Annotated in this window: 21 protein-coding genes; 9 read left to right on the top strand and 12 right to left on the bottom strand. The window is 63.6% G+C overall.

Features of this window, described 5'->3' with window-relative positions; all coding sequences use genetic code 11:
- Positions 1-79: 79 nt before the first annotated feature.
- The 3 genes from RBH77_RS03500 to RBH77_RS03510 form a co-directional block, all read right to left on the bottom strand.
- On the bottom strand, positions 80-718 hold the full coding sequence (locus RBH77_RS03500; RefSeq protein ID WP_311030767.1) for a TPM domain-containing protein: 639 nt from the start codon (positions 716-718) through the stop codon (positions 80-82).
- Positions 718-1506 carry a TPM domain-containing protein gene (locus tag RBH77_RS03505; protein WP_311030768.1) on the bottom strand — a complete coding sequence of 263 codons (789 nt, stop codon included), beginning with the start codon at positions 1504-1506 and terminating at the stop codon, positions 718-720. Before RBH77_RS03505 ends, RBH77_RS03500 begins: the two co-directional genes overlap by 1 nt.
- A gap of 100 nt (positions 1507-1606) precedes the next feature.
- Positions 1607-2239: a LemA family protein gene (locus RBH77_RS03510; protein ID WP_311030769.1), complete on the bottom strand. Its 633-nt coding sequence runs from the start codon at positions 2237-2239 to the stop codon at positions 1607-1609.
- Between the two features lie 116 nt (positions 2240-2355).
- On the opposite strand from RBH77_RS03510, the gene RBH77_RS03515 reads away from it, so the two are divergent.
- The 3 genes from RBH77_RS03515 to RBH77_RS03525 all read left to right on the top strand — a co-directional run bounded on the left by RBH77_RS03515 (position 2356) and on the right by RBH77_RS03525 (position 4076).
- The gene (locus RBH77_RS03515; protein ID WP_311030770.1) at positions 2356-2622 is read left to right on the top strand and encodes a hypothetical protein; all 267 of its coding nucleotides are present in this window, start codon (positions 2356-2358) and stop codon (positions 2620-2622) included.
- A 7-nt stretch (positions 2623-2629) separates the two neighbouring features.
- Positions 2630-3514 carry a pyridoxal kinase PdxY gene (pdxY, locus tag RBH77_RS03520; RefSeq protein ID WP_311030771.1) on the top strand — a complete coding sequence of 295 codons (885 nt, stop codon included), beginning with the start codon at positions 2630-2632 and terminating at the stop codon, positions 3512-3514.
- 124 nt (positions 3515-3638) lie between these two features.
- Entirely contained in the window at positions 3639-4076 is a 438-nt protein-coding gene (locus RBH77_RS03525; RefSeq protein WP_311030772.1) for an OsmC family protein, read from the top strand.
- Between the two features lie 253 nt (positions 4077-4329).
- Here the strand turns inward: RBH77_RS03525 and msrA are convergent, their stop codons facing one another.
- The 6 genes from msrA to RBH77_RS03555 all read right to left on the bottom strand — a co-directional run bounded on the left by msrA (position 4330) and on the right by RBH77_RS03555 (position 9279).
- Positions 4330-4944, bottom strand: coding sequence for a peptide-methionine (S)-S-oxide reductase MsrA (gene msrA, locus RBH77_RS03530; RefSeq protein ID WP_311030773.1), 615 nt, complete (start codon positions 4942-4944; stop codon positions 4330-4332).
- Positions 4945-5094: 150 nt separating this feature from the next.
- Positions 5095-5874 (bottom strand): succinate dehydrogenase iron-sulfur subunit, encoded by a 780-nt coding sequence (locus RBH77_RS03535; protein ID WP_311030774.1) that lies wholly within the window; start codon positions 5872-5874, stop codon positions 5095-5097.
- A gap of 48 nt (positions 5875-5922) precedes the next feature.
- The gene (sdhA, locus tag RBH77_RS03540) at positions 5923-7767 is read right to left on the bottom strand and encodes a succinate dehydrogenase flavoprotein subunit (RefSeq protein WP_311030775.1); all 1845 of its coding nucleotides are present in this window, start codon (positions 7765-7767) and stop codon (positions 5923-5925) included.
- A gap of 10 nt (positions 7768-7777) precedes the next feature.
- Positions 7778-8161 carry a succinate dehydrogenase, hydrophobic membrane anchor protein gene (gene sdhD, locus RBH77_RS03545; RefSeq protein WP_311030776.1) on the bottom strand — a complete coding sequence of 128 codons (384 nt, stop codon included), beginning with the start codon at positions 8159-8161 and terminating at the stop codon, positions 7778-7780.
- 1 nt (position 8162) lies between these two features.
- Positions 8163-8570: a succinate dehydrogenase, cytochrome b556 subunit gene (gene sdhC / locus RBH77_RS03550; RefSeq protein ID WP_311030777.1), complete on the bottom strand. Its 408-nt coding sequence runs from the start codon at positions 8568-8570 to the stop codon at positions 8163-8165.
- 265 nt (positions 8571-8835) lie between these two features.
- A complete protein-coding gene (locus tag RBH77_RS03555) occupies positions 8836-9279 on the bottom strand; it encodes a G protein-coupled receptor family protein (protein ID WP_311030778.1) in 444 nt (147 codons plus the stop codon).
- 203 nt (positions 9280-9482) lie between these two features.
- On the opposite strand from RBH77_RS03555, the gene RBH77_RS03560 reads away from it, so the two are divergent.
- The gene (locus tag RBH77_RS03560; RefSeq protein ID WP_311030779.1) at positions 9483-9869 is read left to right on the top strand and encodes a hypothetical protein; all 387 of its coding nucleotides are present in this window, start codon (positions 9483-9485) and stop codon (positions 9867-9869) included.
- 31 nt (positions 9870-9900) lie between these two features.
- Here RBH77_RS03560 and RBH77_RS03565 read toward each other — a convergent pair whose 3' ends face one another.
- A complete protein-coding gene (locus RBH77_RS03565) occupies positions 9901-11091 on the bottom strand; it encodes a GGDEF domain-containing protein (protein WP_311030780.1) in 1191 nt (396 codons plus the stop codon).
- 266 nt (positions 11092-11357) lie between these two features.
- Between RBH77_RS03565 and RBH77_RS03570 the strand changes: the two genes are divergently transcribed.
- The 4 genes from RBH77_RS03570 (at position 11358) to RBH77_RS03585 (ending at position 15777) form a co-directional block, all read left to right on the top strand.
- A complete protein-coding gene (locus RBH77_RS03570; protein ID WP_311030781.1) occupies positions 11358-12641 on the top strand; it encodes a murein hydrolase activator EnvC family protein in 1284 nt (427 codons plus the stop codon).
- Positions 12631-13962: a S41 family peptidase gene (locus RBH77_RS03575; protein ID WP_311030782.1), complete on the top strand. Its 1332-nt coding sequence runs from the start codon at positions 12631-12633 to the stop codon at positions 13960-13962. Before RBH77_RS03570 ends, RBH77_RS03575 begins: the two co-directional genes overlap by 11 nt.
- A gap of 123 nt (positions 13963-14085) precedes the next feature.
- Positions 14086-15246, top strand: coding sequence for a divergent polysaccharide deacetylase family protein (locus RBH77_RS03580; RefSeq protein ID WP_311030783.1), 1161 nt, complete (start codon positions 14086-14088; stop codon positions 15244-15246).
- A 69-nt stretch (positions 15247-15315) separates the two neighbouring features.
- Positions 15316-15777, top strand: a complete 462-nt coding sequence (locus RBH77_RS03585; RefSeq protein WP_311032413.1) for an RNA pyrophosphohydrolase — start codon at positions 15316-15318, stop codon at positions 15775-15777.
- 26 nt (positions 15778-15803) lie between these two features.
- On the opposite strand, the gene ccmB is transcribed toward RBH77_RS03585, so the two are convergent.
- Positions 15804-16469 carry a heme exporter protein CcmB gene (ccmB, locus tag RBH77_RS03590; protein ID WP_311030784.1) on the bottom strand — a complete coding sequence of 222 codons (666 nt, stop codon included), beginning with the start codon at positions 16467-16469 and terminating at the stop codon, positions 15804-15806.
- A gap of 273 nt (positions 16470-16742) precedes the next feature.
- Complete coding sequence (gene ccmA, locus RBH77_RS03595) at positions 16743-17357, bottom strand: heme ABC exporter ATP-binding protein CcmA (RefSeq protein WP_311030785.1); 615 nt, start codon at positions 17355-17357, stop codon at positions 16743-16745.
- A 276-nt stretch (positions 17358-17633) separates the two neighbouring features.
- Between ccmA and acnA the strand changes: the two genes are divergently transcribed.
- Entirely contained in the window at positions 17634-20324 is a 2691-nt protein-coding gene (acnA, locus tag RBH77_RS03600; RefSeq protein ID WP_311030786.1) for an aconitate hydratase AcnA, read from the top strand.
- The last annotated feature ends 133 nt before the right edge of the window (positions 20325-20457 follow it).

Below are 20457 nucleotides of genomic sequence, written 5' to 3' on the forward strand. Positions count from 1 at the left end.
CTCGCTCGCCGCAACCCGCGAGTGGCCGATTCGGGGCCGATTATCAACGGAAATCTTTTTGATCGAGAGGCTGGTCGGGTCAGATCTCGACCAGATGGTCGTCGAGCTCGTTGCGGTCGTCCGGGGCCGGCGGAAAATGGCGGGCGAGAAGCGCTCCGACATCTTCCACTGCCTCGCAAAAACCCTCTGCCAGGCGGTCCTTGCCGGCATGCGAAATCAGAAGGGCGACGATGCGTTCCCAGTCTTTCTGTTCCACGCGCTGGTTGATGCCGCTGTCGGCGATCACCTCGGCGTAGCGCTCCTCCATGGACAGGAACAGCAGCACTCCGGTGCGCTCGCCGGTCAGATGGATATTGTGCGCGAGGAACTGCCGTACGGCGTTGTCATGGGCCCGCCTGCGCCGAACCGAATGCGGCACGTAGTGGACACGGATCGCCGGAAAGACCCACAAGACGAGAAGCGCGGCAAGCACGCCGAGAAGCTGAAGTGCCGTGAATTCAGGCAGGCCGATGCTGAACCACCAATGGTCGAGCAGGAAGGCGACGATCAGCCCGACCACCAGGACGGCGATGGTAACGAAGAAGGCGGAAGGAAAGAAATAGCTGTCGCTGGAGCGGGCCAGCACGCAGAATATCTCGCCGGAGGTCTTTTCCTCCGCCCGCCGAACCGCTTCGGCGACGCGAGCATGTTCCTCTGGCGTCATGGTCTTCCTGGCCATCACCATCCCCCCGAGGCACCGCCACCGCCGGACGAACCGCCCCCACCCGAAAAGCCACCGCCTCCGCCGAAGCCGCCACCAGACGACCAGCCGCCGCCGCCGCCGCCGCCGGACCATCCGCCAGACGAGCCCTGACTGTAGGTGAAGGTGCGGCCGAGCCAGCGATAGCGGTGCGGGCCGATCTTGTGGCCGAAAATCGGCGGCAGGATCGCGGTTGCGAAGCCGCCGAAGAACAGCGTTCCCCAGACGATGAAGAAGAGGATCGCCGGCCAGTTGACATCGTCATGCGCATTCTGGTTGCGCGCCGCCCGGGCTTCAACTTCGGCGGCATTGCCTGAAAGCACCGCGATGATGTCGTCGACGGCGTGCGAGATGCCGCCGGAAAAATCGCCCTTGCGGAAGGCGGGAACCATGCCCTCGATGATGAGGTTCGAATGCAGGTCCGTCAGCGTCCCCTCAAGGCCGTAGCCGACCTCGATGCGCATCTTGCGGTCGTTCTTCGCGACGAGCAGGAGAATGCCGTTGTTTTCCCCGGCCTGTCCCAGATGCCACGCGCGGAAGAGCCGGTTGGCGTAAGGCTCGATCGCCTCTCCATCGAGGCTGTCCACGGTAGCGACCACGATCTGGTCGGATGATTTCTTCTCGTAGTCGGCAAGTTTCCGCTTGATGTCCGCCTTGGTCGCGGGATCGATCATGTGCGCGTTGTCGACGACACGTCCCGTCAGCGCGGGCAGCGGAGCCGCAATCGCGGAGGCTACGGCGAACAGGGAAAATAAAACAGCCAGCATGAGATGCAGGGCCGGCCGGGTTGCCTCGGCCGGACTGCATCTGCGGGCGGTTTGTCTGCCCGGTATGCCGTCGATCAACATGGATGCCTGTTACGGCCGTTCAGCTTTTCTTGCCGAAATCGACCTTCGGCAGCTCCATCTTGTCCTCGGAGATGGTGAAGTTCTCGAAGGGCTTTGCGTCCGTGTACCAGAACCTCGCCCACAGCACGGTCGGGAAGGTGCGGAGCGAGGTGTTATAGACCCGGACCGCCTCGATATAGTCGCGGCGGGCGACCGCTATGCGGTTCTCGGTTCCCTCGAGCTGCGCCTGGAGTGCCAGGAAGTTCTGGTTGGATTTCAAGTCGGGATAGTTCTCGACGATAGCGAGCAGCCGTGACAGCGCGCCGGTCAGGCCGGCCTGGCCTTCCTGGAAGGCCTTGAACTGTTCGGGATTGGTCGGCGTATTGACGTTCACCTGCGTCTGTGTCGCCTTGGCGCGCGCCTCGACCACCGAGGTCAGCACGTCTTTTTCCTGAGCAGCGTAGCCTTTCACCGTCTCGACCAGGTTCGGGATCAGGTCGGCGCGGCGCTGATACTGGTTGAGCACTTCGCTCCAGGCTGCCTTCGCCTTCTCCTCCTGGGTAGGAATGGTATTGATGCCGCAGCCGGAAAGGAGAGGCAGGGTGAAGAGGAGTATGAGGAACGCCGGTAGCAGGCGGGAGCCGAATGTCGGGTTCAGGCGCAGGGTCAACATGATTGGCCTCGTCGGTCGGTGATTTGCGAGCAATAGCATATCTCGGCGCCGAGGAAACGTGCGCGCGTTCCGAAGGCCGTTGCGACCGGACGGCCCGGCAGGATAAGGTTCGTGCCATGACGAACCGACACCCCAGGGAGAGACCCGACCGCACTGTCGAGGCACGGCGAATACTGGCGCAGGTGGAAAAGGATACCGGCATCGCCGCGTCGTCGGCGCTTGCCCGGGCGGTGAGCCGTGCCCGCAACCATATGACCGGCACGGATGCCGATCCCGAGGATTGGGCTGAGCTCTGGGGCACTCGCGTCGGACGGCTGCTCAGCCTTGCCGCCTTCGTGGCGCTCTCGATCTATCTCTATCGGTTTCTGACGCGGGGCGGGTAGCACAATCATGCAGGAAAATTCCGCCACCGCGCCGCGCGCGGTCATTGTCGTGTCGAGCCATGTCGTGCGCGGTTCGGTCGGTAACCGCGCCAAGGTGTTCACGCTGGAGACGCTCGGGTTCCCGGTATGGGCCGTCCCGACGGTCATTCTTCCCTGGCGCCCCGATCTCGCTCCGGGGGAAAGGATCGTACCGGACCCGGAACAGTTTGCCCGCCTGCTGGCCGATATGGGTTCGGCGAAATGGCTGGACGAGGTGACGGCCGTGCTCTCCGGCTATTTCGGCGATGCCGGGCAGGCGGAGGCGGTCGAAAAGTTCGTCCGCGCGGTGAAGGCGGCGAACCCGAACGCGCTTTATCTCTGCGATCCGGTGATCGGCGACGAAGGCGGGCTCTACGTGCCGACCGAGACGGCGGCCGCCATCCGCGACCGGCTGTTGCCGATCGCTGATATCGCCACGCCCAGCCGCCATGAGCTTGAATGGCTCGTCGGCAGGCCATTGCCTTCCACGGCGGATATCCTCGCCGCCGCACGTGATTTGGCACCGCCGACCATGCTCGTCACCTCGGCGCCGTCGATGATGGCGAAAAGTATCGGCAATCTGCTGGTGACGGAGAAGGGTGCGTGGCTTGCCGAACATCGGCTGATCGAGGGCGAGCCCAAGGGAACCGGCGATCTGACCTCGGCGTTGTTTCTTGCCCATCTTCTCAGTGGCGAAGACGGCGCGAAGGCGCTGGAGATGACGACGGCCTCCGTACTGGAGGTCGTGGCGCGGGCGGCCAAGCGCGGAGCCGACGAACTGATGCTGCAGACCGACGCGGCGAGCCTCTCGCACCCGGTGGCGATGGTGACGGTGCGCCAACTGCTTCAGCCTCGTCGGCGAAAGAAAGGCTGACTGCGGCAAATCGCATCTGTGCGGACGAATAGGTGCAGTCATTCCAAAATGCGGTTGGCCGACCGCTTGTCCCGGGCCTATCTGATTGGGGACGAATGTCCGTCGAAAGGAAGGGAGTATTGATATGCACCGTCAAGCCAACGCCGTATGGAAGGGAACACTGACCGAAGGGACCGGGACGCTCGATACGCAAAGCGGCGCGCTTGCCAATGTTCCCTATTCCTTCAAAGGCCGCTTCCAGGACGAGAGCGGCAAGTCTGGCACCAACCCGGAGGAACTGATCGCGGCAGCTCATGCGGGCTGTTTCGCCATGCAGCTTTCGCATTTCCTGGCCGAGAACGGCACGCCGGCAGAGAAACTGGACGCGAAAGCCGTCGTCACCTACGGACCGGCGGCCGGCGGCGGCTTCGAGATCACCGAAAGTGCGCTGACGCTGACCGGCACGGTGCCGGGCATCGACGCGGCGAAATTCAAGGAACTGGCGGACAAGGCAAAGGCAGGCTGCCCGGTCTCCAAGGCGCTCGGCGCTATCAAGGTCACGCTGGATGCGAAGCTGGCATAGGGCGCTCCTCCCATTCTGCCTAGAGCATCCCGGCTGTCCAAGGCAGCCGGGGTTGCATCAAAGAGGCGTATTTTTTAGCGATAGGTGATCGGTGCGTCCTTCGAGGCTCCGCTTCGCGGAGCACCTCTGGATGAGGGAGGTTGGAGCCCGATCGCCTAGCCTGAGATATCGGCTTCTGGCTACGAAGTAGCGCCCTGACCATCCCTCATCCTGAGGTGCGAGCGCAGCGAGCCTCGAAGGACGCAGGGCAGACTTACTCCTTGATGCCGCGATGCGCTTCCTTGCCCCATAGCTGCTCGACACGTGCATCGTGCCCGCAGCCATAGCGGTAGTATTTGTAGCGGAGCGGGTTCTTCTTGTAAAAATCCTGATGGTAGTCCTCGGCCGGATAGAAGGTCGAGGCCGGCAGGATTTTCGTCACGACCGGTCGGCCGAGTTCCTTGGCCGCCGCCGCCTTTGCCGCCTCGGCTTCCTTCTTCTGTTCCTCGTTCAGATAGAAGATCGCCGGCGTATAGCTTTCGCCACGATCACAGAACTGTCCGCCGCCATCGGTCGGATCGGTGGCGTGGAAATAGACGTCGAGCAGCTTGGCGTAGCTGGTCTTTGCCATGTCGAACTCGATCTTCTCCGCCTCGCGGTGGCCGGTGGTTTCCGTTACGACCTGTGCATAGGTGGGGTCCTTGACGTGCCCGCCCGTATAGCCGGAGGTCGTGGAGGTCACGCCCGGTACGTGGTCGAAGTCGGATTCGACGCACCAGAAGCAGCCGCCGGCGAAGATTGCCGTTCCGGTTTCGGCGTTTGCGGTCCCGGCCATCGTCAGTCCGACGGCCGAGGCAAGGAAAAGCGCTGCGGCAAGGAAGCGAAGCATGATGGATAGTCTCCGGACGGCGGTATCGTAGACGTACCAGCGCCTGCTCCGGTTTCAAGTCACACCGCAACACGGCTGCGTGACAAGGTATAGGTGCGAGCGTAGCGAGCCTCGAAGGACGCACCCCCCGATCGGCCAGCGCAGCGGCGACTACACCCGCCGCTCGACCATCATCTTCTTGATCTCGGCGATGGCCTTGGCGGGGTTGAGGCCCTTCGGGCAGGCCTGGGTGCAGTTCATAATCGTATGGCAGCGGTAGAGGCGGAAGGGGTCTTCCAGATTGTCGAGACGCTCGCCGGTCGCCTCGTCACGGCTATCGATCAGCCAGCGATAGGCCTGCAGGAGCACGGCTGGGCCGAGATAGCGGTCGCCGTTCCACCAGTAGCTTGGGCACGAGGTCTGGCAGCAGAAACACAGGATACACTCGTAGAGCCCGTCCAGCTTGGCGCGGTCCTCGTGGCTCTGCAGCCATTCCTTTTCCGGCGGTGGGGAGACCGTCTGCAGATAAGGCTGGATCGTGGTGAGCTGCGTATAGGGCACGGTCAGATCCGGCACGAGATCCTTGACCACCGGCATATGCGGCAGCGGGTAGATCTTCACCGCGCCCGAAATCTCGTCGGCGCCCTTGGTGCAGGCAAGCGTATTGGTGCCGTCGATGTTCATGGCGCAGGAGCCGCAGACGCCCTCGCGGCAGGAACGGCGCAGCGTCAGTGTCGGATCGATCTTGTTCTTGATCCACAAAAGCGCATCGAGAACCATCGGCCCGCAATCGTCCATGTCGACATAATAGGTGTCGATGCTGGGATTCTCACCATCGTCCGGCGACCAGCGGTAGATGCGGTACTCGCGCAGATTGGTTGCGCCCTCGGGCTTCGGCCAGATCTTGCCTTCCTTGACCTTGGAATTCTTCGGAAGTGTGAGCGCAACCATGAAAATTCCTCAACAGACCTTCTGCGTTCCGGCGGCGGGATCGGCCGTTTAGTACACCCGCTTCTTCGGTGCGATACGGGAAAGCGCGATGCCGCCGTCCTTCTCGTCGAGCAACGGGTCCTTGTGTACCGGCCGATAGGCAAGCGTCACCTTGCCGTTGTCGGCAACCTTGGCCAGCGTATGCTTGCGCCAGTCCTTGTCGTCGCGGTCGGGGAAATCCTCGCGCGCATGCGCGCCTCGGCTCTCCTTGCGCGCCTCGGCGCTGTAGACCGTGGCGATGGCGTTGGTCATCAGGTTCTCGAGTTCCAGCGTCTCGACCAGATCGGAGTTCCAGATCATCGAGCGGTCGGTGACACGGATGTCGGGAAGTTCCTTCCATATTTCCGAGATGCGCCGGCAGCCCTGTTCCAGCGTCTCCTCGGTGCGGAAGACGGCAGCGTCCTCCTGCATGGCACGCTGCATCTTCTCGCGCAGTTCCGCTGTCGGATACTTGCCGTTGGCATGGCGCAGCCGGTCGAAGCGGTCCATGATCTTTTCGACGGCGGCTTCGTCAGGCGAAGGGATCGCGGCGGCGCGGTCGACGACCTTGCCGGCGCGGATGGAGGCCGCGCGACCGAAGACGACGAGGTCGATCAGTGAATTCGAACCCAAGCGGTTGGCGCCGTGCACCGAGGCACAGCCCGCTTCGCCGACCGCCATCAGGCCGGGCTGCACCCGGTCCGGTGCGGCCTTGGTCGGATTGAGCGCCTCGCCCCAGAGATTGGTCGGGATACCGCCCATATTGTAATGCACCGTCGGCAGCACCGGGATCGGGTCCCTGGTGAGGTCGACGCCGGCGAAGATGCGCGCCGATTCGGAGATGCCCGGCAGCCTTTCATGGAGCACCGCCGGGTCGAGATGGTCGAGATGAAGGAAGATGTGATCCTTCTTCTTGCCGACGCCCCGGCCCTCGCGGATCTCGAGCGTCATGCAGCGCGAGACCACGTCGCGCGAGGCGAGGTCCTTGGCGCTCGGCGCATAGCGCTCCATGAAGCGCTCGCCCTCGGAATTGACGAGATAGCCGCCTTCGCCACGGGCGCCTTCGGTGATGAGGCAGCCGGCGCCGTAGATGCCGGTCGGGTGGAATTGCACGAACTCCATGTCCTGCAAGGGCAAGCCGGCGCGTGCCGCCATGCCACCGCCATCGCCGGTACAGGTATGCGCTGAAGTCGCGGAGAAGTAGGCGCGGCCGTAACCGCCAGTGGCGAGCACCACCATCTTCGCCGAGAAGCGGTGGATTGTGCCGTCATCGAGGTTCCATGCGACGACGCCGGTGCAGACCCCGTCCGACATGATGAGGTCGAGCGCGAAATACTCGATGAAGAACTCGGCGTTGTTTTTCACCGACTGGCCGTAGAGCGTATGCAGGATGGCATGGCCGGTCCGATCGGCGGCAGCGCAGGTACGCTGCACGGGCGGCCCTTCGCCGAATTCCGTCATATGGCCGCCGAAGGGACGCTGGTAGATCCTGCCGTCCTCGGTGCGGCTGAAGGGAACGCCGTAATGTTCAAGTTCGTAGACGGCGGCCGGCGCCTCGCGGACCATATATTCCTGGGCGTCGATGTCGCCGAGCCAGTCCGAGCCCTTGACCGTATCGTAGAGATGCCACTGCCAGGAATCCGGCCCCATATTCTGCAGCGAGGCGGCGATGCCGCCCTGCGCCGCGACGGTGTGGGAGCGGGTCGGGAAGACCTTGGTGATACAGGCGGTGCGAAGGCCCTGTTCGGCCATGCCGAGCGTGGCGCGCAGGCCGGCGCCCCCGGCCCCGACCACCACGACGTCGAAAGCGTGGTCGACAAAAGTGTATGCCTTGGCGCCGATAGAAGGCGCCTCTTTCCTGGAAGCCTTTGCCATTTGCTGCCTGTCAGCCTCCAAGCGTCAGTTTGAGAAGCGCGAAGATCGAGGCGACGCCGACCGCCACGCAAAAGAAGGCCGAGAGGATCAGGAGGACGAGCTTCTGTCCCTCGGCATGGATATAGTCCTCGATGATTTCCTGCATGCCGAGCCGCATGTGGACGAGCCCGACCAGCACGAAGAGCCCCATCATCAGCGTCGCGAAGGGCTGGGCGAGCGCGGCGCGGACGGTCGCGTAATCGGTGCCGTTCAGCGAGATGACGAAGCCGAGGAAATAAAGCGAGAGAACGATGAGTGCGATCGAGGTGACGCGGACACGCCAGAAATGGCCGGTCCCCTCGCGCGCGGCGCCGAGGCCGCGAACCTTGCGGAGAGGCGTTTGCATGTCGGCCATGTCAGAATGCTCCCCTTGCCGCGTAGCCGGCGATCCAGACCAGCAGCGTCAGTACGACCGAGCCGATGATGGTCGCCCATGCCAGCCGGGTCGAGGTCTCCTTCTGCATCCAGGAGCCTGTGTCCCAGATGAGATGGCGGATGCCACCGAGCAGATGATGCAGCAGCGCCCAGGTGTAGCCCAGCAGGATCAGGCGACCCAGCCACGATCCGAAGAAGGAATTGGCGATGTCGAAGGCGTGCTCCGATGTCGCCGCCGCGATCAGCCACCATGCGAGCAAAAGCGTGCCGAAATAAAGCGCGCCGCCCGTGATGCGATGGACGATCGACATCACCATGGTCGGGATCAGGCGGTAGATCTGCAGATGCGGTGAGAGGGGACGCGCGGCGGCCGCTGTCTTTCTGCTCATCCTTTTCCCCCGTCTTCGGCTGCGGCCAACCGGACGTCGCGAAGAAATCGGGAATGCCGGAAGCCGTATGTGGCTGGACCCGGTTCTAGAACGCTTGTTGCATCGCGTCAAAGATAAATAGGCGTTTCAGGACCGCCGCTTACGGCTTAATCGATTGAGGCCAAGGCTGGGATCCCCTGTGCCGCCGGCTTCCGCGATTATTGCCTTGCACGCCGCCGGAGATTACCCGTTCGCGAGACGAATCCGCGCGAATCGCGAGATGCGCTCAGGCCGGGTTGCTTTCCTGCTTGCAATTGACCGGGTGCTTGCCGCTCACCATCCAGAGCGCCGTACCCCTCTCGAGGATCAGCGCGTAGCCGGGCTGGCCGTAGCGCGCCGTCTGGTTCGGTGGAGAGGCCGGCAGTTCGACATCCACGCCGCGCGTGTCGACCACGTGCACCGAGGTGCGGAAATTCTCCAGCGTGATCTCGCCTTCACCGTCACAGCGATAGGTGGCGTAACGCGGAGCGGTCGTCGACTGGAGCATCGTGCTCTTCGGCGGATCGGGAGGCATGCAGGCGGACAGGAACAGCGACGCGGCAAGGACCGGCAACGCCAACTTCAAGGCCGGCATGAATGCATTTCGGCTTCCGACGATGCTGGGCGGTCGGAGCGGATAGGATTTGGCGGTCTGCCGATCCTTGCCGGCGTCGTCCTCGCGCTTGGCCATTCCGCTCCCGTCATGCTGGCGATTCGGTCCCGTGGTTTAGTCCGATTGACGCGCGCAGATCAATGGCGACTGCTGGTTTGGCGGCTGCCGTTAACCATGTTTTCCGAATTGCCGGGGAGCGAAAACAGCGGCGAGGTGACAAAGGTTAATAAGGCGTTAAATTCCGATTCGAGGAGGCTGCGACCTATCGGAAAGGACGCGCCATGAATTTGAGATCATCGTCCGGCCGCGGGCTGAAGGGGCCGCTTCTCGGATGTCTCGTCGCCGTCGCGATGGCAATGCCGGCGGCCGCCGACAGCTTCTATCGCGATCATGTCTATGCCGATTCCTTCGGCAATCTCGTCGTTTATTCCCCGGCCGGCTACAAGCGCATCGTCGTCGGCAAGGGTTACCTGGCCGACAGGCTTGCGAGCGCTGGCGAGAGCGATGGCCCTCGTGTTGTGCGCCTTCATCGGGCGCCGGGTCATCATACCTATATCCGGGGTACTTATGCCCATAGGGGCGAATGCGCGGTGCTGCTGCATGGGCGCAGCTATATGTACGGCCTTCCGGACAATGTCGTGCCGGTTCCGGCGAAGGATTGCGACTGAGGGCACCGGAGGGGTGCTGGCCGGGGCCGGATCAGCCGCTCGCCCGGACGGATGAGAGCGGCGGATTGCCGTCGGTTCCCGTCTTTCCGGCATGCGTCTCGGCGCTGCGTACGCGATCACGGCCGCGCCTCTTGGCCTCGTAGAGGGCGGCGTCCGCGCGCCGCATGAGCGAGGTCAGATCCTCGCCTGCCTGCATTTCCGCGACGCCGAAGCTGGCGGTCACCGCACAGTCCTCGGGCAGACCGGAAATCTTGAGCGTCGAACAGGCATTGCGGACGGCCTCCGCGAAGAGCCGTCCGGTCTTCAAATTCGCTCCCGCCAGCACGACGGCGAATTCCTCGCCACCGATCCTGGCGGTGACGTGCTCGCCGCCGGCGGCGTCACTGAGACAGCGGCCGAAGGCGGTGATGACCTGGTCGCCGCAGGCATGGCCGAAGCGGTCGTTCACGGATTTGAAGTGATCGATGTCGCAGATGAGCAGTGCCGCCGGCACGCCGATCCCGTCCGCATGCGCAAGGGCCTTGCGGCCGTGCTCCTCGAAACCGCGTCGGTTCAGGAGGCCCGACAGCAGGTCGGTCATGGATTCGGCGCGCAAATCCTGCATCGCATCGAGAACAACCATATAGGCGAGGGTCAGCGCGAACAGGAGTGCGAAGAAGGCCGCCGAGAAGTTCAAGACGAGCCAGGTGAGCGATCCGACATATTGCGCACGATCGACGATATGGCCTTCCACCAGCGAAATGCCGATGGTCCGGACGAAGGAATAGAGGCCGATGGTCAGGGCCACGGCAAAGAGAACCCGTTCGATCGGTGTCTTGTTTCGGAAAGTATGCATGGTGGCAGCCGCCACGAGCATCATCGCGCCATAGCAGAAGTTCACCGCGTAGATGCGGCCGGTCATGTCGGGCACAATGACCGCAAACCAGAACTGCCCGGCGAAGGCAATCGCGCCCAGCACTCCCAATGCGAGAAAGGGCGTCGGCACCCCTCTTCTCAGCATGATGCCGTGAATGATCGCTATGTAGGCGTAAAGGATAAAGAGATTTGAAAGAAGGCCGTTGGCCGGATAGCCGAACGGCCAATCCATTGCCTGCAGGCCGAAGGTGATGGCGTAGCTGAGATAGCCGGTGGAAAAGAAAAGGACGTGGCGGTATGCCGGTCGCTCCAGCCAGAGCTTCAGGAACAGGCCGGAAAGGACCATGGCAAGAACGGGGTTCAGCAAAGATATCAGAATGCCTTGAACCACCGTGCGCCCACCCCATTGTCGACAGGCGAGAAATAGGCCCAAAACGAAAACAAGCTGTTAAGGCCGGTATGCGGCGATCGGGAAGACGGCGAGGGCTGAGCCGTCCTTGCGAACCGCCCGGGCAGCGGCAGATTTCCCGCGCATATGGCGGTCACATGGTTTATCGTTCCTTAACGACCGGCTCCGTAGAGTCGGTACGCCAATATTGGCGGCAAATCAGCAATCGGCTGCGCTGCGGACGGATGATCAGGGTTTTTCCAGGGGGCAGGACGGCCGCGCTTTGCGCAGCGCTCGCTCTTTGTGCCCATGTCGGAAGCGCCACCGCGCAGGCCGGTACGGTAAGCGATCTCCAGGCGCAGCACGCGCGCGGCGAAGCCGAATACGAGCAGCTTGCCCGCCGGAAGACGCTGTCGGACCAGAAGCTTGCGGCACTCACCGAGGAAGTCGCCGGGATCAGGAAGGATCAAGCGACGATCACGGCCGCTCTCATCCAGGCGGCGAAGACGGAGCGCAAGCTCAGCCAGGACATCGACGATATCGGCGCCAGGCTCGATACCCTGCGCGGGCAGGAAACAACGATCCGCAAGTCGCTCAATGCGCGCCGCGGCGTACTCGCCGAAGTGCTGGGCGCGCTCGAGCGCATGGGCGTCAACCCGCCTCCGGCTATCCTGGTAAAGCCGGAAGACGCCCTCTCCTCGGTTCGCAGCGCCATCCTGCTTGGCGCGGTCGTTCCCGACCTGCGCGCGGAGACGGAAGTGCTCGTCGGCGACCTCAAGGAACTGTCGCGGGTGGCGAAATCCATCGACACCGAACGTGGCCGCCTCGTCGCCAAGGTCGAGGAGCAGACGGAAGAGAAGAAGCGGCTCAGCCTCCTCCTGGATGAGAAAAAGAAGCTACAGCAGCGGTCCGAGGCGGCGCTGGCCGACGAGCAGGCGAAGGCTGCGGAACTGGCGAAGAAGGCCGGCAGCGTCAAGGAACTCATCGCCAGCCTGGAAGCGCAGATCGAGAGCGTCCGCAAGGCCGAGGCCGAAGCCGCCAGCCGGCCGGCACCGGAAGGCCATCGCCTCGCGGCCACGCCCTTTGCGGCGATGAAGGGGCATACCCCGCTTCCCGTCGCCGGCCGTATCGACAAGCGTTTCGGCGAAGCAGACGGCACCGGCGGCAGCATGCAGGGCGACATGCTTATAACACAATCTGGCGCGATCGTTACCACACCGGCGGATGGGATTGTGCTATATGCGGGCCCGTTCCGCTCCTACGGCCAACTCTTGATACTTGATGCGGGCGATGGCTATCATGTCGTTCTGGCGGGAATGGACAGAATCAGCGTATCGCTCGGCCAGTCCGTCCTGGCGGGCGAACCCGTCGGACTAATGGGAGAGGCCAGGCTTGCCAGCACCGTAGCGTTCGGCGGCGAAAACACCGGCCCGGAACTCTATGTCGAGTTCCGCAAGGACGGAAAGCCCATCGACCCGTCTCCATGGTGGATGGAGCGGATTTCTGGAAGGACAGGGAATGATTCGTAAATTGTCGCTTCTTTGTGCCGGGGTACTGATCGGCGCGTCGGCCATGAGCCTGGTCTATGGCGCGCCCGGCTCGACGGCCAACGCGGCCAGTTCGGAAACCTACAAGCAACTGGCGCTGTTCGGCGACATTTTCGAGCGCGTCAGGGCGCAGTATGTGACGCCACCGGACGAGAAGGCGCTGATCGAGAACGCCGTCAACGGCATGCTTGCCGCGCTCGATCCGCACTCCTCCTACATGAACGCCGACGAGGCGAAGGACATGCGGGTCCAGACCTCGGGCGAGTTCGGAGGTCTCGGCATCGAGGTGACGATGGAGGACGACCTGATCAAGGTCATCACGCCCATCGACGACACCCCGGCGGCGAAGGCGGGCGTGCTGGCCGGCGATTTCATCTCGAAGATCGACGGTGACGACGTCCGCGGCCTGACATTGCAGCAGGCGGTCGACAAGATGCGCGGCCCGGTCGATACGCCGATCAAGCTGACCGTGCTGCGCAAGGGCGCCGACAAGCCGATGCAGATCACCATCGTGCGCGCCATCATCAAGGTGAAGGCGGTGAAGTTCCATGTCGAGCGCGACGATGTCGGCTACATGAAGATCACGTCCTTCACCGAGAAGACCTACGACGATCTGCGCAACGCCATCGACCAGATCAAGAAGGATGTGCCCGAGGACAAGCTCAAGGGCTATGTGCTCGATCTGCGCCTCAATCCGGGTGGCCTGCTCGACCAGGCCGTGAGCGTGTCCGACAGCTTCCTCGATCATGGGGAGATCGTCTCGACGCGGGGCCGCGATCCCAAGGACGTATCCCGCTTCGATGCGCATCCGGGCGACCTGACCGACGGCAAGCCCCTGATCGTGCTGGTCAATGGCGGCTCAGCGAGTGCCTCCGAGATCGTCGCCGGCGCCTTGCAGGACCAGAAGCGGGCCACGGTGGTCGGCACCCAGTCCTTCGGAAAGGGATCGGTCCAGACCATCATCCCGCTGCCGGAAAACAACGGTGCGCTGCGCCTGACCACGGCGCTCTATTACACGCCGTCCGGCAAGTCGATCCAGGGCAAGGGCATCACGCCAGACATCAAGGTCGACCAGCCGCTGCCGCCTGAACTTCTCGGCCGCGACGTGGTGCGCGGCGAATCCGAGTTGCGCGGGCATATCAAGGGTGTCGATGAGAGTGCCCAGGGTTCCGGCTCGGCTGCCTATGTCCCGCCTGAGGAGAAGGACGACAAGCAACTGAACTTCGCGCTCGACCTGATGGAGGGCAAGAAGACCGATCCGGCCTTCCCGCCCAGCCCGAACAAGGCGGCGCTGAACCAGTGACGTACCGCGGCCGGCGCCCTTACGCGCCGGCCACTTCTTCTATCCGTCCCGCCCCACCCCGCCGCATCCGCCATGCGAAGCTGAACAGGGTTAGCATAGCCAACCGGAATCCCGTCGCCGGCGATGAACAAGGAAATTGAACGCCCCCTGGGGCAGGACAGACGGTCGGGCGGACGGCCGCGCAGGCTCCGGTTTTCGCCAGGTGCGGTTGCGGCGACGGTCGCCTGCCTTGCCATCATCGCGGTCGCCGGCGCGATCGCGCTCAGACCGCGCCCGTTCCATCAGGCACCTGAAATCGTCGTTTCGACGCCGGAGGCCGCTGCATCCGCCTCGAAGCCGCCGGTCGGCATGGCTCCTTCCGGCCAGGCCATGTCCACATCCGGCCAGACCGGGCCGCACATCATCCACGTCAATCCCGATAGCACAGAGCCGAAAGGGACGATCGTCATCCGCGATCCCTCGACCCTCGGCCAGAACCTGCGCATGGCGCATCTTCCGGACCGCGCACTCATCGAGCAGTCGGAGATGGGGCCGCTGCCGATCCGTTCGATCGACGGGAGGCGGCCGGTCGACGTCTATGCGCGGCCGTGGTCGGGCACGCGCGGGGCCCGTGTCGCCATAGTCATCGGCGGGCTAGGCCTGTCGCAGACCGGTACGCAATATGCGATCCAAAAACTTCCGGGACCGGTCACGCTTGCCTTTGCGCCGCAGGGCAACAGCCTCGACCGCTGGATGCGGGACGCCCGCCAGAGCGGGCACGAGCTTCTGATGCAGGTACCGTTCGAGCCCTTCGATTATCCGAACGTCAATCCCGGCCGCAACACGCTGACGGTCGAGGCCTCGCCAGCCGAGAACCTCCGTTCGCTGCACTGGGCGCTGTCGCGGATTACCAACTATACTGGCATCATGAACTATATGGGCGCGCGCTTCGTTGCCGACGAGAATGTCATGGAACCCATCATGAAGGACCTAGCCCGGCGCGGACTGCTCTATCTGGACGACGGCACCTCGGCGCGTAGCGTGGCGCCGCAACTGGCGCTCAAGGACGGAGTTCCCTTCGCCGAGGGCGACATGACCATCGACACCTCGCACGACCGCGGCGATATATTGAAAAAGCTCGACCAACTCGAAGCGACGGCGCGTGCCAAGGGTTTTGCCATCGGCACGGGCTCCGCCTTTCAGGTCACGGTCGACGCGGTCGCCGACTGGATCGGGGAAGCGGTGAAGCGCGGCGTCGAGATCGTGCCGGTGACGGCCGTCATGACCGATCCGGAGAAGGGGTAAAACGGTGTGACCAGGCAAAAAGAGTTGGTGGATCCGGCGACCCTGCCCTATCGGCGCTGTGTCGGCGTGATGGTTCTTAACCACAACGGATTCGTCTGGGCAGGGCGGCGCATCGTCGAGGAAGATAGCGAGGTCTCCGATACGTCGCGGCTTTGGCAGATGCCGCAGGGCGGGATCGACAAGGGTGAAGAGCCGCTCGCTGCGGCGCGGCGCGAACTCTATGAGGAAACCGGTATGAAGAGCGCTTCGCTCATCGCCGAAGCGCCGCGTTGGATCGACTACGACCTGCCGCACGATCTCGTCGGTATCGCCCTCAAGGGAAAATACCGCGGCCAAACGCAGAAATGGTTCGCCTTCCGATTTGAGGGCAATGACGGCGAAATCGCCATCAACCCGCCGCCCGACGGGCATCCAGCCGAATTCGACGAATGGGCATGGAAGAAGTTACGCGACTTTCCCGACATCGTCGTGCCCTTCAAGCGCGCGACCTATGAGGAACTGGTCGCGATATTCGGCCATCTGGCGTCCTGAACCGGCAAAAGATCGACCCGTTCGCTTCAATCGGTCGCCTGCTTGAGCGCCAGCGCCGCGCCGAGCGGCCCGATAACGGCGAAGAAGAGCGTGAGCGCCGCGAGGATGAGGAAGGGGGGCAGGAAGGGCTCGGGATCGTTGACGGCTCCATAGCTTGCCGAGACGCCGAAGATCAGCACCGGCACGGTGAGCGGCAGGATCAGGATCGAGACGAGAAGCCCGCCGCGCGGCAGCGCCACCGCCACCGCCGCGCCGACGGCGCCGATGAAGGCGATGGCCGGCGTTCCGACCAGAAGCGTCAGCGTTGTGGCGCCGATCGCGGCCGCTTCCATGTTCATGAACAAGCCGAGGAGCGGCGAAGCGATCACCAGCGGCAGCACGCTTGCGGTCCAGTGCGCCAGGCATTTGACGAGCACGGTCAGCGCCGGCGGGTGGCGATCGCCGGCAAGCGCCAGGAGATCGAGCGTGCCGTCCTCGCGGTCGGCCTGGAAGAGCCGTTCCAGGCCGAGCAGGCTGGCGAGCAGCGCGCCGATCCACAGGATCGCCGGACCGATCCGCGCCAGAAGCTTGAGGTCGGGCCCGACGCCGAAAGGAACGACCGCGACGACGGCGAGGAAGAACAGCACGCCCACCAGCGCCCCGCCGCCCGCGCGGATGCCGATCCTCAGATCGCGGAGGTAGAGGGCTAGCATAGGCAGTCCCCTCCTTTCCCCTTGCGGCAGGGCAATCGTATATGAAGTTCGACCCCCACTCCGATTTGCTTCGCAAACCACCTCTCCCCCGCTCGACGGGGGAGAGGAAACGCCGGCCGCAAGGCTTGGCTCCATTCCTCTACCCCACCGATGTGGGGGAGAGGTGGCGCGCGAAGCACGACGGAGTGGGGGATATCCGGCCATATATGATTACCCTGCCGCAAGGGCGAGTATCGTGCATCACCGGCAGCACGGAGGGAGCCGGGAGGGAACTCAGGCATTTGCCGCATCCCCCATCCTCAGTTCCTTCACCGCCTCCAGCCCGAGCGCCACATGGGTGGCCGCGACGATCATGCCGCCTTGGTGGAGATGCTCGGCCATCAGGGCAGCGAAACGCTCCTCGGAGCGTCGGTCGAGCCCCGCCGTCGGCTCGTCGAGCAGCCATAGCGGGCGATGGTTGATCAACAGTCGGGCGATAGCGATGCGCCGCCGCTGGCCGGTCGACAGGTAGCCGTAGGGCAGGTGCGCGACCGTATCGAGACCGACCGCTTCCAGCGCGTCGCCAAGGCCGAGCGCCGGCCGGCCATTGAAGTTTTGCCAGAAATCGAGGTTCTCGGTGACCGAGAGCGCCGGCTTCATGCCGTTCTCATGGCCGAGATAGTGGCAGGCGGCGGCGGGATCCGGCGCTTGTTCGCCGCCCCCTTCCAGCCGAACCGCCCCTCCGGCCGCGGGAAGCAGCCCAGCGATGATTCGCAGCAGCGTCGATTTTCCCGATCCGTTCGGCCCCGTAATGATCAGGGCCTCGCCATCGGACACGATAAAATCGATGTCCGTAAATACGGTCTCGCCGCCGCGTTCGCCCCCAACTCCCTCGGCGACAAGCCGCATTCCTTCCCCTTTTCGCCCTTATTTCCCGGGTCCCGCTGGCCCAGTAACATTCATCCTTAGTTTCTCTAGACTCCTCTACGAAATTCTCTATATGCGAGGCAATCATGCCAGCGGTCGGCGTGAACTTCAATTTGCGCCGAACCAGCGCGCGAGCCGCCTTGAACGGCCCGAGAGCTTGGGAGCGGACAGCGGAAATGACCGTACCCGCACCTTTGCGCGTGATACCATGCGACTGGCGTCCGTTCCCTATCGGCAACCGACAGTCAGGGATCGCTCGTGACACATTCACTCGACAGTTTCAAAGCACGTAAAACCCTCAAGGCGGGGGATAGGGAATATGTCTATTTCAGTTTGACGGAGGCCGAGAAGAACGGGCTTTCCGGTATCTCCAGACTTCCCTTTTCGATGAAGGTCCTCCTGGAAAACCTGCTCCGGAACGAGGACGGGCAGTCGGTCAAGAAAAAGGATATCGAGGCGGTCGCCGCCTGGCTGAACGACAAGGGTAGCGCCGGCTACGAGATCGCCTACCGGCCGGCTCGCGTTCTGATGCAGGATTTCACCGGCGTTCCGGCCGTGGTCGATCTGGCGGCGATGCGCGACGCCATGGTGGCGCTTGGCGGCGATCCCGAGAAGATCAACCCGCTCGTTCCCGTCGACCTCGTCATCGACCATTCCGTCATCGTCGACGAGTTCGGCACGCCGATGGCTTTTGCCCGCAATGTCGAGAAAGAATATGAGCGCAACGGCGAACGCTATCGCTTCCTGAAATGGGGGCAGCAGGCGTTCCGCAATTTCCGCGTCGTGCCGCCCGGCACCGGCATCTGCCACCAGGTCAACCTCGAATATCTGGCTCAAACGGTGTGGTCGGCCGAGATCGACGGCGAGACGGTTGCCTATCCTGACACCTGCGTCGGCACGGATTCGCACACTACCATGGTCAACGGTCTCGGCGTGCTCGGCTGGGGCGTCGGCGGCATCGAGGCGGAGGCGGCCATGCTCGGCCAGCCGGTCTCCATGCTTTTGCCCGAAGTGATCGGCTTCCGCGTCACCGGCCGGCTGAAGGAGGGCGTGACGGCGACCGACCTCGTGCTCACCGTGACGCAGATGCTGCGCAAGAAGGGCGTCGTCGGCAAGTTCGTCGAGTTCTTCGGACCCGGCCTTTCCGCCATGACGCTTGCCGACCGCGCCACCATCGGCAACATGTCGCCGGAATATGGCGCGACCTGCGGCTTCTTCCCGGTCGATGTCGAAACCATCAAATATCTCACCATGACCAGCCGCACCGATGAGCGCATCGCGCTGGTCAAGGCCTACGCGGAAGCGCAGGGCCTGTGGCGCCATGACGGCATCGCCGATCCGGTCTTCACGGACACGCTGGAACTCGACCTCGGCGATGTGGTGCCGTCGATGGCCGGGCCGAAGCGGCCCGAGGGTCGCGTATCGCTGGGCGACATTCCGGCCGCCTTCGCCCAGGCGATGGACACGGAATACAAGAAGGCCGCCGAGCTTTCGAAGCGCTACGCTGTGGAGGGCGCCGGTTACGATCTCGGCCATGGCGACGTGGTGATCGCGGCGATCACGTCGTGCACCAACACGTCGAACCCGAGCGTGCTGATCGGTGCCGGCCTTCTTGCCCGCAACGCCAACAGGCTCGGCCTGAAGCAGAAGCCGTGGGTGAAGACCTCGCTCGCACCGGGCAGCCAGGTGGTGGCGGAATATCTCGACAAGTCCGGCCTGCAGAAGGAGCTCGACACCATCGGCTTCAACCTCGTCGGCTTCGGCTGTACGACCTGCATCGGCAATTCGGGCCCGCTTCCCGGTCCGATCTCGAAGACCATCAACGACAAGGGCCTCATCGGGGCGGCGGTGCTTTCGGGCAACCGCAATTTCGAGGGCCGCGTCTCGCCCGACGTGCAGGCGAACTATCTCGCCTCGCCGCCGCTCGTAGTCGCCTACGCGCTCGCCGGCACGGTGACGAAAGACCTGACCACGGAGCCGATCGGCGAGGGCAAGGACAGCAAGCCCGTCTTCCTGAAGGACATCTGGCCGACCACCGCCGAAATCCAGGATTTCATCGCCAAGAACGTCACCCGCGAGCTTTTCGCCCGCAAATATGCCGATGTCTTCAAGGGCGACGACAATTGGCGCCAGGTCAAGGCGCCGAGCGGCCAGACCTATGCCTGGGACGACCAGTCCACCTATGTGCAGAACCCGCCCTATTTCGAGGGCATGGAGAAGAAGCCGGACACGGTCGGCGACATAAAGGGCGCGCGTATCCTCGGCCTGTTCGGCGACAAGATCACCACCGACCACATTTCGCCGGCGGGTTCGATCAAGGCGGCGTCGCCGGCCGGTGAATATCTGACCGGGCATGGTGTCGGCGTCGCCGACTTCAACCAGTACGGCACGCGGCGCGGCAATCACGAAGTGATGATGCGCGGCACCTTCGCCAACATCCGCATCCGCAATCACATGCTGGGCGAGAACGGCAAGGAGGGCGGCTACACGATCCACTATCCCTCCAAGGAGGAGATGTCGATCTACGACGCCGCCATGCTCTATCGGCAGGAAAAAGTGCCCCTGGTCATCTTCGCCGGCGTCGAATACGGCAACGGTTCCTCGCGCGACTGGGCGGCAAAGGGCACCAATCTGCTCGGCGTCCGCGCGGTCATCGCCCAGTCCTTCGAGCGCATCCACCGTTCGAATCTGGTCGGCATGGGCGTCGTGCCCTTCGTCCTCGACGAGGGGACAAGCTGGCATTCGCTCGGTCTCACCGGCGAGGAGACGGTGGAGATCGACGGGCTGGAGAACATCCGCCCGCGCCAGAAGATGGTTGCCAAGATCACCTATGTCGACGGCAAGGTGAAGGAGGTGCCGATCCTCTGCCGTATCGATACGCTGGACGAGCTTGCCTACTTCAAGAATGGCGGCATCCTGCAATATGTCCTGCGCGACCTCGCGGCGTAGCAGGAAGACTCGTTTCCCCGTTTGCCTTGCCGCGAACGGGGAGACGGAAACTCTCACCTCAACGTGACTTCCCCTTGAGACTGGCCGCCGCCTATCTTCGTTGCATGGAACCGAGAGGTCAAACGCCCGATCG

Source organism: Mesorhizobium koreense, assembly GCF_031656215.1.
GTDB lineage: Bacteria > Pseudomonadota > Alphaproteobacteria > Rhizobiales > Rhizobiaceae > Mesorhizobium_L > Mesorhizobium_L koreense.

Coding starts and splice junctions, on each gene's coding strand:
- RBH77_RS03500 (WP_311030767.1), bottom strand. CDS start 718: ATGGCCAGGAAGACCATGACGCCAGAGGAACATGCTCGCGTCGCCGAA.
- RBH77_RS03505 (WP_311030768.1), bottom strand. CDS start 1,506: ATGCTGGCTGTTTTATTTTCCCTGTTCGCCGTAGCCTCCGCGATTGCG.
- RBH77_RS03510 (WP_311030769.1), bottom strand. CDS start 2,239: ATGTTGACCCTGCGCCTGAACCCGACATTCGGCTCCCGCCTGCTACCG.
- RBH77_RS03515 (WP_311030770.1), top strand. CDS start 2,356: ATGACGAACCGACACCCCAGGGAGAGACCCGACCGCACTGTCGAGGCA.
- pdxY (WP_311030771.1), top strand. CDS start 2,630: ATGCAGGAAAATTCCGCCACCGCGCCGCGCGCGGTCATTGTCGTGTCG.
- RBH77_RS03525 (WP_311030772.1), top strand. CDS start 3,639: ATGCACCGTCAAGCCAACGCCGTATGGAAGGGAACACTGACCGAAGGG.
- msrA (WP_311030773.1), bottom strand. CDS start 4,944: ATGCTTCGCTTCCTTGCCGCAGCGCTTTTCCTTGCCTCGGCCGTCGGA.
- RBH77_RS03535 (WP_311030774.1), bottom strand. CDS start 5,874: ATGGTTGCGCTCACACTTCCGAAGAATTCCAAGGTCAAGGAAGGCAAG.
- sdhA (WP_311030775.1), bottom strand. CDS start 7,767: ATGGCAAAGGCTTCCAGGAAAGAGGCGCCTTCTATCGGCGCCAAGGCA.
- sdhD (WP_311030776.1), bottom strand. CDS start 8,161: ATGGCCGACATGCAAACGCCTCTCCGCAAGGTTCGCGGCCTCGGCGCC.
- sdhC (WP_311030777.1), bottom strand. CDS start 8,570: ATGAGCAGAAAGACAGCGGCCGCCGCGCGTCCCCTCTCACCGCATCTG.
- RBH77_RS03555 (WP_311030778.1), bottom strand. CDS start 9,279: ATGGCCAAGCGCGAGGACGACGCCGGCAAGGATCGGCAGACCGCCAAA.
- RBH77_RS03560 (WP_311030779.1), top strand. CDS start 9,483: ATGAATTTGAGATCATCGTCCGGCCGCGGGCTGAAGGGGCCGCTTCTC.
- RBH77_RS03570 (WP_311030781.1), top strand. CDS start 11,358: ATGATCAGGGTTTTTCCAGGGGGCAGGACGGCCGCGCTTTGCGCAGCG.
- RBH77_RS03575 (WP_311030782.1), top strand. CDS start 12,631: ATGATTCGTAAATTGTCGCTTCTTTGTGCCGGGGTACTGATCGGCGCG.
- RBH77_RS03580 (WP_311030783.1), top strand. CDS start 14,086: ATGAACAAGGAAATTGAACGCCCCCTGGGGCAGGACAGACGGTCGGGC.
- RBH77_RS03585 (WP_311032413.1), top strand. CDS start 15,316: ATGGTTCTTAACCACAACGGATTCGTCTGGGCAGGGCGGCGCATCGTC.
- ccmB (WP_311030784.1), bottom strand. CDS start 16,469: ATGCTAGCCCTCTACCTCCGCGATCTGAGGATCGGCATCCGCGCGGGC.
- ccmA (WP_311030785.1), bottom strand. CDS start 17,357: ATGCGGCTTGTCGCCGAGGGAGTTGGGGGCGAACGCGGCGGCGAGACC.